This is a genomic window from Alkalicoccus halolimnae (assembly GCF_008014775.2).
Lineage (GTDB): Bacteria > Bacillota > Bacilli > Bacillales > Salisediminibacteriaceae > Alkalicoccus > Alkalicoccus halolimnae.
In genome coordinates this window covers 2644320-2658127 of the sequence record NZ_CP144914.1, presented here as the reverse complement: position 1 = coordinate 2658127, position 13808 = coordinate 2644320, and the positions used below count along the sequence as shown (strand labels likewise).

The 13808-nt window shown below is 49.9% G+C and carries 12 protein-coding genes and 1 riboswitch; all 12 genes read left to right on the top strand.

The window, feature by feature from the left end:
- The first annotated feature begins 30 nt into the window (after nt 1-30).
- The 12 genes from FTX54_RS12310 to FTX54_RS12255 all read left to right on the top strand — a co-directional run bounded on the left by FTX54_RS12310 (nt 31) and on the right by FTX54_RS12255 (nt 13788).
- Entirely contained in the window at nt 31-1233 is a 1203-nt protein-coding gene (locus FTX54_RS12310) for a bifunctional folylpolyglutamate synthase/dihydrofolate synthase (protein ID WP_187254511.1), read from the top strand.
- Between the two features lie 76 nt (nt 1234-1309).
- Entirely contained in the window at nt 1310-1597 is a 288-nt protein-coding gene (locus FTX54_RS12305) for a hypothetical protein (protein ID WP_147803497.1), read from the top strand.
- A gap of 11 nt (nt 1598-1608) precedes the next feature.
- Nucleotides 1609-3603 (top strand): VanW family protein, encoded by a 1995-nt coding sequence (locus FTX54_RS12300; protein ID WP_338484769.1) that lies wholly within the window; start codon nt 1609-1611, stop codon nt 3601-3603.
- A 17-nt stretch (nt 3604-3620) separates the two neighbouring features.
- Nucleotides 3621-5276 carry a GspE/PulE family protein gene (locus tag FTX54_RS12295; protein ID WP_147803499.1) on the top strand — a complete coding sequence of 552 codons (1656 nt, stop codon included), beginning with the start codon at nt 3621-3623 and terminating at the stop codon, nt 5274-5276.
- 34 nt (nt 5277-5310) lie between these two features.
- Nucleotides 5311-6327 carry a type IV pilus twitching motility protein PilT gene (locus FTX54_RS12290; RefSeq protein WP_147803615.1) on the top strand — a complete coding sequence of 339 codons (1017 nt, stop codon included), beginning with the start codon at nt 5311-5313 and terminating at the stop codon, nt 6325-6327.
- A gap of 15 nt (nt 6328-6342) precedes the next feature.
- Nucleotides 6343-7548 carry a type II secretion system F family protein gene (locus FTX54_RS12285; RefSeq protein ID WP_147803500.1) on the top strand — a complete coding sequence of 402 codons (1206 nt, stop codon included), beginning with the start codon at nt 6343-6345 and terminating at the stop codon, nt 7546-7548.
- Nucleotides 7549-7782: 234 nt separating this feature from the next.
- Nucleotides 7783-7865, top strand: a riboswitch (cyclic di-GMP riboswitch).
- Between the two features lie 97 nt (nt 7866-7962).
- Entirely contained in the window at nt 7963-8436 is a 474-nt protein-coding gene (locus tag FTX54_RS12280) for a prepilin-type N-terminal cleavage/methylation domain-containing protein (protein ID WP_147803501.1), read from the top strand.
- Between the two features lie 1064 nt (nt 8437-9500).
- Entirely contained in the window at nt 9501-10283 is a 783-nt protein-coding gene (locus tag FTX54_RS12275) for a prepilin peptidase (protein WP_147803502.1), read from the top strand.
- A 289-nt stretch (nt 10284-10572) separates the two neighbouring features.
- Nucleotides 10573-11550 (top strand): type IV pilus biogenesis protein PilM, encoded by a 978-nt coding sequence (gene pilM / locus FTX54_RS12270; protein ID WP_147803503.1) that lies wholly within the window; start codon nt 10573-10575, stop codon nt 11548-11550.
- Nucleotides 11551-11552: 2 nt separating this feature from the next.
- Entirely contained in the window at nt 11553-12167 is a 615-nt protein-coding gene (locus tag FTX54_RS12265) for a PilN domain-containing protein (RefSeq protein WP_147803504.1), read from the top strand.
- Nucleotides 12164-13042, top strand: coding sequence for a hypothetical protein (locus FTX54_RS12260; RefSeq protein ID WP_147803505.1), 879 nt, complete (start codon nt 12164-12166; stop codon nt 13040-13042). Before FTX54_RS12265 ends, FTX54_RS12260 begins: the two co-directional genes overlap by 4 nt.
- Nucleotides 13043-13224: 182 nt before the next feature.
- The gene (locus tag FTX54_RS12255; protein WP_147803506.1) at nt 13225-13788 is read left to right on the top strand and encodes a Maf family protein; all 564 of its coding nucleotides are present in this window, start codon (nt 13225-13227) and stop codon (nt 13786-13788) included.
- Nucleotides 13789-13808 lie beyond the last annotated feature (20 nt).

Genomic DNA, 13808 nt, shown 5'->3' with positions numbered 1-13808 from the left:
AAAATCAACGATAGAAAGGAAGCATATCATATGACAGCTTCAGACAGGGCGTTTGCAGATCGTGAGGATGCGGGTATCGTGTACACGCTGACGCGGATGGAAAAGCTGATGGAAGCACTCGGCCATCCTCAGAATGCCCGTCCGCTCATTCACGCAGCCGGCACAAACGGCAAAGGATCCACCGTTGCTTTTATCGATCAGCTGCTTCAGGAAGGTGGAAAAACGACCGCTTCGTTTACGACTCCGTCACTCGGAGAGCGCCACGAACAGCTTACTTTCAACGGAGTGCCTGTTTCAAAAGCCATTTTCGATAAGGCGGTGGAACTCGTTCTCCCCGCTGTTCAGAAGACAGAAGCCGCACTTGGGGAGAAAGTCAGTCCGTTCGAACTGCTTACAGCCGTGGTCTATACGGCATCGGCAGAGATTCTGAAACCGGACGTGCTGATCATCGAAGCCGGCATGGGAGGCCGTCTTGACGCGACCAACGTAGCTTTTAAACCGGCAGCGGTCGTCCTCACTTCGATCGGGACGGACCACGCAGAATACCTTGGAGGAACAAGAGAAGCCGTCGCGAGAGAAAAAGCCGGCATTATGCGGGAAGGGGTCCGCTGTATTTCCGCATGCGGTGAGGAAGCAGATGCGTGGCTCCGGGAAGAAGCAGAAAAAACAGGTGCTTTTTTTGAGCCGCTTGCCGGGGACTGGTCTTTTGCGGAACCGGATATGTTCATTTGGAAAGAGGAATCGGTCCGGCTGCCTGTACCCGGGGAGCATCAGGCGCGCAATGCGAGGGCAGCGCTTGCCGCCGTCGAAGAACTGGTTCAGCCCAAGCTTTCGGCACTCGCCCGCAGCAGCCATCCTGGCAGGTGGGAGCATTTTACGGAAAAAGTGATTCTTGATACCGCCCATAATACAGAAGCGGTGAGGGAGCTTTGCCGGCTTGCCCAGACCTTGACGAACGTAACCTTCTTAACAGCCGTGATGCGCGACAAGCCGGTGCGTGAAATGATGAATCTGATGAACCAGACAGGAGAGGTGACAGTTACAGCAATGCCGGATGCTCGGGGTATGACGGAAGACGAGTGGTACCGAGAGTTTCCGGAACTGCCTTTTACTGCGCGCCCGGCAGAGTGGGTCACCTCCCAGGCAGAGCGGGACGGGCGGACGATCATCATTACAGGGTCGCATGCGTTTATTCGTTACATGAGGTCCGAGCTAATTCGGGAACAGCAATAGTCCTTTCTTTGTCAGGGGCACTAAGATAAAATGAGGGGAAAGGATACAAGTATGAGGCAGTGGGGAGGTTTTATAAATGATATATTTACTCGTAACAGCGGCATTTCTCGTTCTTCTTGGAATCCTGCTGCTTATTCCATCCGTATTTACATACAAAATAACGATACTGCTCGTCACAATTTCCTATGTGTACGCGCTGCTGGGCGTCTGGTCTTTTTCCGTCATGCACTGGGGGCTGGCTCTCGGACTGCTGCTGGTACTGGCTCTGTTGACCTCTTATTTGACGGCGGCGAGGCTGCCGGAAGATTTGGATGACGAGGTTCAGCAGCCCGGGCAGGAACAACCAGACGAGAACGGACATTAGGGGGAACTTGCATGACGAAATTAAAATGGTTTGGAGCGTCTTTTATAGTGATTGCAGGCAGTATTGCGTTTATGCTTGTTTTTGCTTTTACTGGGCAGCTTATGTATCAAATATCTTTTCAGCAGGAAAGAATGCAGGAAGACACGTTTATTGCCGGTGTGGATGTTTCGGAGTTAAACCGTTATGAAGCGATGTCAGCTCTGTCTGAAGAAGTAGAAACGTGGGAAGAGGACTTCCGCTATTATTTAACGTGGTACGATGAGGAACAGGAAGTGCCTCAGGAAGCAATCAGCGTTCAGATTGAACCGGCTGTCGAACAAATGCTGGAAAATCCCGAACTGCGTGAAGGCACAGTCCCAATTTCCGTCGATCAGACCCTGCTTCAGGAAACTTTGGAGGAATTTTCGTTTCGTGAAGATATGCGTGACGCGGTTAATGTGATGGAACTGGCTTCGGACATTGAAACAGAGCTGGGCGGTCTGCCGGAAGGCGAACAGTCCATGCAGCTGCACGGATATTTAGAATCGTTCGCTGAACCGGAACAGGGACTTCTGAGCGAAGCTTCCCGAACGGGAGGAATGTCAGCCCAGCTGCGGGACGTCCTTCCTGCTGACGGACGAATTGTAATAGAGGGGGGAACTTCTTTTTCTCTCCTGGAAATGCTCGGAGGCGGACTGCTGGAAGAGGAAACGATGGCAGCTTTAAGTTCTGCAGTTTTTGAAACCGTGGCAGCGACGAACTTCGACATTCAGGAGCGTCACCAGCGGCATGAACTGCCTGATATTGTTCCCGCCGGATATGATGCGAATGTGGAAGCAAATGAACGGGACTTCCGTTTTTTTAATCCGAATGATTATACATATGAACTTGAGATCGTGACAAACGGCGGAGATCTGCAAGTATCGCTGTATGGGCATGAATTTCCTTATGATATTGATGTCAGAGTGGAAGAAACAGCCCGCACATCGCCTGAGACCAGAATCCGCTACTCGACACAGACCGCGGAGAACTCCACACAGACAGTGGAGAACGGAAGAGATGGTTTTCGGATGGAAACCGTTCGTGTCGTGAGCTATGATGATGCGTTTGAACCTCTGGATGAAGAGGTGCTCGCCGAAGATTATTATGCTCCTTTACACAGTGTGGAAGAAAGAAACATCGCTTCCCGTGTGCCTGAAAAAGAAGAACCATTTGAGGATTTTCCTTGGGATGAAAACGAGCAGAACGACAGCGGCAGTAATGGAAGCGGTATGAATGGAGCTTTTGAACAATGGCTGGACGAAGGAAGCCCCGGAGAATTCGACGACTGGCTTTTTGACGATAATGGATTTGATTTTGATAACGGTACGTCTCCTGAAAATGGCTTTAACGGCGGAAGCACCACTCCTGCTCCATCTGAGGAAGCCTACGACGAGTGGAGAAACGAAGGAAGCCCGGGGGAGTTTGAAGACTGGTTCAACGAAAACAACGGCTTTGACGAAGGGCCGCGGCCCGGAAACGGATTTAATGGGGGAGACGGCGGTTTTGGCAATGGAAGCACCGCGCCCGTTCCGTCCGAGGAAGCCTATGACGAGTGGAGAAATGAAGGAAGCCCGGGAGAGTTTGAAGACTGGTTCAACGAAAACAACGGCTTTGACGAAGGGCCGCGGCCCGGAAACGGATTTAATGGGGGAGACGGCGGTTTTGGCAATGGAAGCACCGCGCCCGTTCCGTCCGAAGAAGCCTATGAAGAGTGGGAAAACGAAGGAAGCCCGGGAGAGTTTGAAAACTGGATCGAAGAAAATGAACGGGAGGATTTTGAAAATGGAGCACCTTCAGACGGTCAGGTTCCCCCTGAGACGAAAGGCGCGTTTGAACAGTGGCTGGAGGAAGGAAGTCCCGCAAGCTTCGAGCAGTGGAAATCTGAAAGAAACGGAAGCCGGAATGACATAGGAAACGATGATCCGGGAATGGGCGGACCACCTTCCGGAGAAAGCACTCCTCCGGTTAAAGGAGAAGGAAAATAAAAGGGGGAAGCTTTACGATGGAAAAACGTAAACGGCTTGGGGATATACTAGTTGATTCCGGTCTCGTTTCGACAAATGAAGTCGAAACGACGGTGCGTACGAAAGGCAGCAAAAAGCTCGGTGAGGCCCTTATAGAAGCAGGGCTGCTTACCGAAGATGAACTGTTGAAGGTGCTGGAGCGGCAGCTCGGCATTCCACGGGTTCATCTTAGGAGCTATCCAATCGATGAGAAGGCGGCGAAAACCGTAACCCGGGAGTTCGCGGAAAGAAATCAGCTTCTCATTCTTGAACGTAAGGGAGACCGGCTGCGTGCGGCAATGGTCGATCCAATGGATTACTTTGTCCTCGATGATCTGCGGATGGCTACCGGGTTTGCAATTGAGCCGGTGATAGCGAGTAAAAAAGAAATTAACGATGCCATTGAAACGTACTACAACCGGCACGTGGCAGACCTGCAGGCAGTCGGTGAAGAGCAGGGGACAGCGGATAACATGATTGCAGACGACGAGTCGGAAGCGCCGATCATCCGTATGGTTAACCAGGCACTTATTACCGGTCTTAAGAAAAAAGCGAGTGACATTCATATCGATCCCCACGAGAAAAAAGTGGTCCTCCGCTCCCGGATTGACGGGGTGATGTATACCGAAAGGGCCTGGTCAAAAGAGCACCAGAACGCAGTTACCGCCCGGGTGAAAATCATGGCCGATTTGAATATTACGGAAACGAGGCTCCCCCAGGACGGTCGTGTGAAAGTCACACTCGACGGAACGCCGGCTGATCTGCGTATTTCCACGATGCCGACGGTCTTTGGCGAGAAGATCGTTATCCGTATTCTTGATATGGAAGAAGCAGTAAAAGAAGTGGAAGAACTGAATTTCAGTAAAGCAAACGCCGAAGCGTTCCATAAATTGATCGACCGCCCGGCCGGCATGATTCTCATCACCGGGCCGACCGGTTCCGGTAAAACGACGACGCTTTACGCCGCGCTCAACAGACGGAATACAGAAGAAGCAAACGTCATTACAGCAGAGGATCCGGTGGAGTACCAGCTTCCGGGAATCAACCAGGTGCAGGTAAAACCTTCCATCGGCCTGGATTTCGCCAAAGGGCTGCGCTCCATTCTCCGGCAGGATCCGGATGTTATTATGGTCGGAGAGATCCGGGATACGGAAACGGCGGAAATAGCCGTACGTGCATCGCTGACCGGCCACCTTGTTTTCAGTACGATTCATACGAACAGCGCCCTTGCCACGATCCCCCGACTTGTCGACATGGGAGTGGAACCCTATCTTGTCATGTCTTCGCTCAGCGGTATTGTCAGCCAGCGCCTCGTGCGCCGGATCTGTCCTTCCTGCGCCGCATCCTATACGCCGACAAAGGTAGAACAGGAAACGCTTGCTGAAAGAAAGATTACCGCAGACAGGCTGTACAAAGGTGAAGGGTGTCCGCAGTGCAATGACACGGGCTACAAGGGACGGATGGCCATTCATGAGCTTCTCGTCATAGATGACCGGATACGGGGGATGGTGCTCAATCAGGAACCCCACTCCCGCGTGCGGGACTACCTGCAGGAAAAAGGCATGCTTTTTTTAATGGACGATGGGTTCACTAAAGTGATAAAAGGCGAAACGACGATGGAGGAAATTTACCGCGTCGCTGCCGACGATATGTAGCAGGGAGGAGGAACGTGCTTTGAGCAGTTTTGCAATGGAACTTTTAAAAGAAGCATTTGATAAAGAGGCGTCGGATATCCATATTACGGTCGGTATGCCTCCGGTTTTCCGCATTAACGGCGAACTCGTACGCCGCATCGGGGAAGCGATGAAGCCCGAAGATACTGAAGCAGCAGCCCGTAGCGTTATTCCGGAAACGATGTGGGATACATTCAAAGAAAAAGGGGAGCTGGACTTTTCCTACGGACTTCCCGGTGTATCAAGATTCCGTATCAACGCTTATTACCAGCGGGCGTGCATCAGCCTTGCTGTCCGAATTGTACCGACATCGGTCCCTACGATTCAGGAGCTCGGCATGCCTGCTTCGCTCGAAAAAATAGCTCAGAAACAGCAGGGACTCGTGCTCGTGACCGGACCGACCGGATCGGGGAAATCAACGACGCTCGCTTCCCTGATCCACTACATGAACAAAACGATGAACCGTCATATTATTACGCTTGAGGATCCGATCGAGTATCTGCATACTCACGATAAATCTCTCGTGGACCAGCGGGAAATCGGCTTTGATACACACAGCTTTGCCAATGGGCTGAGAGCAGCTCTGCGGCAGGATCCCGATGTGATTCTCGTCGGGGAAATGCGCGATCTGGAGACGATCAGCACCGCAATTACCGCAGCGGAAACCGGCCACCTTGTACTCGGTACGCTCCATACGACCGATGCCTCCTCTACGGTGGACCGCATCATCGACGTCTTCCCTCCAGAACAGCAGGGCCAGGTCCGTATCCAGACGGCGTCGGTCCTCGCAGCTGTTATTTCCCAGCGTCTGCTGCTCACCGCAGATAAACAGGAACGGGTCGCTGCAACCGAAATATTGATGAATACGCCGGCGGTGAAAAATTTGATCCGCAATGAAAAAATCCACCAGATCCCTACCGTCATGCAGACTGGTCGCACACAGGGAATGCATACGATGGAAATGTCGGTGAGGAAGCTGCTGCAGGGAAGAAGGATCGACCAGGAAACCGCGGCAGTTTACGTAAGTGACTAGAGAGGAGGAGCGAACGTGCCTTTTTATCAATATTACGGCCGGGACGGAGCGGGAATACCGGTTCAGGGCAGGCTGAAAGCTCCCACAACGATAGATGCACGGGAAAAGCTTGAAAAAAAGCAGATCTATGTAAAAGAAGTACTGCCTCTTGAAGGATGGCTTTATCAGGATATTAAACTGTTCCAGCGGACGAAAGCTAAAGATCTGGTGCTGTTTTTAAGACAGATGGCCACACTTCTGGAAGCAGGCATATCCCTCGTTGACAGCGTCAGACTGCTGCGCGGCCAGATCAAAAATAAGCTCTGGAAGGAAGCTCTTGCGGCGGTAGAGGAAGATATCCGCAGCGGAACGCCTTTTTCAGAAGCGGCGGAAAAGCAGCGGCACATATTCCCGCCGTTGATGACAAATATGGTAAGAGCCGGGGAGGCAGGCGGAAGTCTCGACGATATTATGGAACGTCTCGCGATCTCGTTTGAAAAGCAGTACAGGCTGAAACAGAAAGTGCTGTCAGCCCTCTCCTACCCGCTGATTCTTGCTGCTGCTTCCATCGGAGTCGTTGTCTTTCTGCTGGCAGTAGTCGTACCGACCTTCGCCGTGATGTTCAGCGGTTTCGGTGCGGAACTTCCGTGGATTACCCAGTTTGTTCTTTCAGCAGGCAGCATTGCATCACAGTTCTGGTGGGTGGTTGTTCTGTTTGCTCTCGTTTTTCCGGTTTCGATGTATGCAGCGAAAAGAAATCGAACCTACCGCTACTGGAAAGATTACGTGCTGCTGCGCCTCCCGGTTATCGGGAGCATTCTCCGCAAAGCCGCACTGGCGCGGATGAGCCGGACGTGGAGTTCCCTGTTTTCGAGCTCCGTCCCGATTCTGCACGCCACCTCCATCGTGGAGCGGATCGTCGGTAACGAAGTGCTTGCTTCAGTAATCCGGGATTCGAAGGTTTCGCTCGAGAAAGGGGAATCACTGGCTGTACCGATGGAAAACCATTGGATCTTCCCTCCGCTTGTCACCCAGATGGTAGCGGTTGGGGAAGAAACCGGGGCACTTGATCAGATGTTTGCTAAAGTTGCCGATTATTATGAGGAAGAAGTGGACCAGTCTACCGACCGTATGAAAAGTATGCTTGAACCCGTGCTTATTGCAGTACTTGCCGTCGTTGTCGGGGTCATTGTCGCAGCTATTGCCGTCCCAATGTTCGAAGTCTTCGATACGATCCAATAGAAGCTTTTCATCTTTAGGCCCAGAAAAGAAAATCAAGGGTCAAAATGGATTAGGACTTTATCCTAAAAAGTGCTGGAAGACAAAATATTTAGGACTAAAGAGCTTGTTTTATTTTTTATATGGTATACAATAGGAACTGATCTAGCGCTTTATTATCACCTTAATCCATTCGCCCGTTCCCGAAGCACGCAAAATGCTGAGGAAACTTGTGAGGCGTTTAAAACCAGGCAACTCTATATGAAAAGAGCAATGAAACTTCCGTTTTATGTGGGCACTTGATGGAAGAGGAGCGAGTAGTGCAACCGGCTTTTTTCAACTATGGGGGAAAGGGCCGGTTTTATTTATTCAGGCGGAAACGTTCACTGTAGGGAACAATGCATCAACTAATAATTAGATTTTTTGGAGGGATTGAACATGAGGAAAATTGTAAAGAACATTCGACAGTATGTAAAAAACCAGAAAGGTCTCACGCTCGTGGAGCTGCTGGCGGTTATCGTTATTCTTGGTATCATCGCAGCCATTGCTATACCGAGCGTTTCCGGTATCATCGATAACTCCCGTCAGGACGCCCACATTGCCAACGCAGAAGCAATGGTAAGCTCAGCAAGACTCGCGACTATTTCTGAAAATGCAGATGCAGGTACAAGGTTTGATGCTTTAAGTGATGCTACGGAAGGTGAGATTAACCTTGTAAGTGCTGATTATCTGGAAGCAGAGCTTGAAGATCCGGACGGTGACGCTTATGAAAATGCATATGTCGTATCAGGTGAGGATGGAGAATACAGAGTAACACTTAATAACGGAGACAATATTTTCTCCTCAGTGACAATCTCCAACATCCGTGAAGACGGCCGTGAAGCGATCGGTACGTCAAGTACTGAAGAATAAAGCACCCTTACTGTTTCCACAGGCAGCCAAGCCTGCTGGAAACAGTTTTTTTGTCTGCCGAACGTGACCTCCGTTACAGACGGACGCTTTCCCGAGGGCTTGTCTTCAGCTGACTTTTGCGAAGGGCCCGCAAAAGTGGATCTTCAGACTTCACTGATCCTCCGGGAGACGCCGTCTTGCACTGCGGTCACTTTTTAAATAAGGAAATTCGTTTCTGAAAAAACTAATAATGTTCGTATATTTTCTTAATAAAAGCAATTATGAAATTGAATCAAATTAATAATTCAAATATTTATATATAAAGATGGAAGATTGAAACGAAAGGCGGCAACTCCGACGGGTTTGAGCGAAGTCTGAAAATCCATTCTTCCAGTGCTTTAAACTGGAAGAATTCAGGCTGTTTACAAAGTAATTTTTCCTGTATAAGTAGGCAGTTGGCTTTTTCCACTTTCGAAAAGTCGCTTTCCGGGGGAACCTCTCTCAGCTGACCTGCCTTTCATAAAACAAAGACTCACTCTTCATCCTTCTACAGCTCCAGCCTCTGAACAAAAAGACAGACTTTGCTGCGATTACAAGCGTACTACATACAGGTTTCTCCTATAAAAAAAGGTGATTTTCTCTGTAGTGTCCGGCGGGGACGCCAGTGGGTGTGAAGCGCCGTCTGAAGATCCTTTCCAATGCAGTCCGGCATTAGAAATAGCTGAAGACAAGCCCCACGGCAGGCTTCCGCCGGTAAGCGGAGGAGAAAATACAAGGAATAGAATACATAGACTTCTTTCTTTACTTAATCAACACTCTGTATTCTTCCAGTGCTTTACACTGGAAGAATGAGTTGCAGACGAGCCCCGCGGCAAGCGTCCGTCCGAAGTGAAAATCATTCACAATGTCCAGAAATTTTTTCCTTATAATTACATATGAAACAGATTCACACAGCTTAAAAATGAGGCTGACTGTCTGAGTTAGATGGATATGCCTTTCGTTTAGAGGTTTCTTCTCTCTCGTAAAACGACTATAATAGGAAATAAGTGTCATGATCATCGCTGGTGCGGGCTGGAGCTGAAAGAATGGAAGTATTCTGGTACATATATATTTTTGTTACAGGGCTTGTCCTTGGATCGTTTTACAACGTAGCAGGTCTTCGGCTGCCGAAAGGGGAATCGCTCGTTCACCCGCGTTCCCACTGTCCTGCATGCGGCTATACGCTCGGTGCATGGGAGCTGATTCCTGTTGTTTCCTTTGTTCTGCAGAGAGGACGATGCCGGAAATGCGGAACCAGTATTTCGCCTGTTTATCCGTTTTTTGAACTGCTGTCAGGACTGCTGTTTGTCCTGAGTTATCATACGATTGGTTTTTCTTGGGAACTTCTGGCTGCGCTGTTGTTTGTATCGATGCTGCTGATTATTACCGTCAGTGATCTTTCCGAAAAAATTATTCCTGATAAAGTTCTCTTGTTTTTTGTCGTTCCGCTCGCTCTGCTCCGTCTGACTGCAGCTCCGCTTGATCCGTGGTGGGATGCGTTTCTCGGAGGGGCGGCAGGCTTTGTCCTGCTTCTGCTCGTGGCTGTCGTTTCCAAAGGCGGCGTAGGAGGCGGCGATATTAAGCTTTACGGCGTTGTGGGCCTTCTTCTCGGACTGAGCGGAATGTTTCTGTCATTATTTCTCGCGGCCGCAGCCGGTCTTGTGATCGGATTGATCGGCATGAAAACAAAGGGATGGGGCCGGAAAACAGAAGTGCCTTTCGGACCGTTTATTGCGCTCGGTGCCGTAACTGTTTATTTCGCTGGAGAAACATTGATCGAGCTCTACGCTTCCTGGATTCAGGCTTTAGTAATGTTCGTATTTTTATAAGAGAGATCAGCTGCCGGAAAGCAGGGCCGCAGTCTCATAATTAGAGAAGATCGTTTTACAAATAGCAGTGTTAAAGTTTATGGCCCTTACGCGAACTTGTTGAAAACAAGCTATATATGAACCTTTATGAGAAGGCAGCTCCTGCTCTGTCTTTTTACCATAAGCTGAAGCGTTCCCATGGTAACGAAAGCGCACGTTCATCGCTTCAATACTTTTTTTTCAAGGCAGCCTTACAAATAAATTTTTACCATTTTCAGCAAGAGTATTACATAGAGAAAGCGGGTCGTATATGAATATTTCCTTTCCCAAAAAAACGCAGCACGCCCTGTTAATTGCCGATCACGTCATTCGCTATGCGCGTGTGAAGGGCAGTTCCCTAAGCGGAGTGGAAGTAATTGAAGAGCGTTTTCTTCCGCCGGGAATTTTCGAGGGCGGCCAGGTAAAAGAAGTTGATACGCTCCTCACCATTCTCCAGGAATGCACGGACGCATGGAAGCTGCAGGGAAGACAGATCGTTTTTTCCCTGCCTGACACGCTCGCAATTGTGCGCCGCCATACGATTCCAATGGACGTAAAAGATGAGAACGTGCTCGGTCATTTATTTTTGGAGCTCGGAGAAACGCTCCATCTGCCTGTAGAGCAGCCGGTGTTTGACTGGCACGAAATCAGCCGGAACGAGGAAGAGAGGGAACTGCTCGTATTTGCTGCGCCTGAAGAGGCAGTGACGACTCTTTCGCGGCTGATACGCGAAGTGAAATTAAAACCTGCCGCCGCTGACATTTCAGCGCTGGCCCTTTACCGTCTTTATGATGCTTTTGGAAAAACGGAAGCGGAGTCTCATACGATGTTTCTACAGCTTTCTCCGATGCTGCTGCAGGTGAGTATTTTTGCAGGAGAGCTTCCTCTCGTAGTGAGAACAATAGCTATCGAAGACGGGGCACATCTCTGGGAGGCCGGGGAGGAATCACAACAGCAGTGGCAGGGGACAGAAGAAGAACTCAAAGCCTCATGGGAGCCTGTCCTGGAAGAACTCGGAAAGCTGATGAATTTTTATCAGTTCCATTATCAGCACGGAGAAGCTGAGGTAACGGGTGTAGTCGTAACAGGGGATCATCCTTATACCGATTTATTTATGAAAGTGTTGAAAAATCAAATCGATCTTCCTGTCAGCCTGTTTGAAGAGACCGACTGGGAAACAAATCAGAATCAGCCGATCGGACGGCAGTTTTATACGCCGATCGGACTGGCACTGAAAAAAGAGGTGTAACGATGCCGGTAGAAATTAATTTACTGCCCCGACGGAAAAGAAAAACGAGTATGCTTCCGGTTTATGTTCTGATCCTCGGTCTGGCAGGGCTGATAGTGTTGATCTTTATGCTTAACACTGTTTCCACTATGGAAGAAGAAACTGCACGGACTTCAACGGAACTGGAAGAAAAACGGCTGGAGGCTGCCGAACTTGAACAGGAGCTGGCCGAATACCGCAGCGGGGATCTGGATGAACTTGACGATAAGCTGGAAGAGCTGGCCGAAAAAGTGGTGCCGGTCTCCGCTCTGCTTGAAGAGACAGTCAGGCTGATGCCGCAGGAGGGTATGATGACATTTTTTGATTACCAGTTTCCAGGTCAGCTGCGTGTGGAAGTTCTTCTGACGACAATGCCGGACGTTGCGAAGTATCAGCACGAGCTGGAAAACTCGCCGATGATTCAGCGGGCGGAAGTCGAAAGTATACTGGGAGAGGAAATTAATGAAGAAGCGGAAGAAGACCCATTCTGGTATGAAGAATATCTGCCGCAGTACTTTACGACAATAAACGTTGTCGTAAATCCGGATGCCGTGCGTGAAGTGGAACGTCAGGAAGAGGAAGAGGTGGAACAGCCATGACTACCAAAAAGAGGCAGACAGTTATTTTGACGACTGCGGGAGTTCTTGTTCTGGCTGCTCTCCTGCTTATCTTTTTTACGTTGGTTCAGCCAAGGATGGACGCTCAGGAGACTGTTGAAAGAAATCTAGCAGAGGAAGAAGAGAGAATCGCTCTTCTGGAAGAGGAAACAGCGGAAGCGTCCGCTGAAGCTGCCGAAGAGGAGGAAACGTCGACGGAGAGGCAGGAGAGTCTGCCTGTCGTCCGTCAGACCGATCAGTTCCTGCTCGATATCGGCATGGCTGAAGAAATAGCCGGCGTGCGTATCAGAGACATTCAGATGGAATATGATCACCCGGTTTACACTTATGAAGTCGTGAACGTTACATCCGGAGAGCCGTTGACTTCTGAAGACGATGCTGAGGCCGGTGCTGAAGTGGAAACACCGGAAGCAGAAAATGAAGATCCGGCAGAAGAGTCTGAAGAAGAACCGATAGAAGATCCAGGGGACGCCGAACCTGCAGAACCAGCTGAGGAGAGGGAGATCGATCCGCTCGACATGCCTGCGGGAGCTCTGCAGGACGAACCGGTCAGCGGAGTTCAGAAACAGACGGCAATCGTAGAACTGCACACAAACAGCTACGAAACGTTATCGGCGTTTTTGTTTGAGCTGGACAGTCTAACGAGAGAAGTAAATGTGGAATCTGTTCTTTTTCTGAGGCAGGATGAGGAGGGGGAGAATATCGAGGAGTCCCGCATTTTTGAAGGAGAAACAAACATCGTTTATGAAGTGCACATTTCTTCTTTTTATTATCCGGAACTGGATAACCTGGAACATGAAGCCCCGCTGGTCGATTACCCTGATGAAGAAGAACGGCAGAATCCGTTCGGAAACTAGGGAACATATTTTCGTATTTATCTGTTAAACTGGAAGATACTGTGGTATGATTTTTCATACCACTTCTTTTTTATTATTGGCTCCCATTTAGAGGAAATCTTCCGCTGATTACTTTTTTCGGCAGAGGGGAACCAATAGAATAAGCAGGCCGGAGAGCCCATTTTTTAAAAGGAGCTGGTAGCATGACATCACTTATTCTCGCCTCGCAGTCCCCCCGCCGCCGTCAGCTGCTCGAACAGGTCGGGCTCACCTTTACTGTGAAGCCGAGCAGCACGGAGGAAATTTTCGATAAGAACATGAACCCGGAGGACCTTGTGCAGAAACTGGCCAGGGAAAAGGCTGCCGATGTGTTTCAGCAGTTTCCCGAGGCTGTCGTCCTTGGTTCGGACACGGTCGTCGCTGCAGACGGGGAAGTGCTCGGAAAACCGAAGGACGATGCAGATGCCAAAAATATGCTGCGGATGCTGTCGGGCCGGACGCATCAGGTGCATACCGGGGCCGTTATTCTCTCAAAAGGCAGGGAAACGTCCTTTGCGGAAACGGTGAATGTGACATTTTATCCATTAACAGAAACAGAAATTGATACATACATACAATCGAGAGAACCGGAGGACAAAGCCGGTTCTTACGGGATACAAGGTCTCGGTGCCGTCTTCGTAAAGCGGATCGAAGGAGATTATTTCTCTGTCGTGGGACTGCCGGTGGCAGGAGTGGTTCGTGCGCTGAAAGAGCACGGACTCGGCTGATAAAGGCCGGGCCGAAAAGG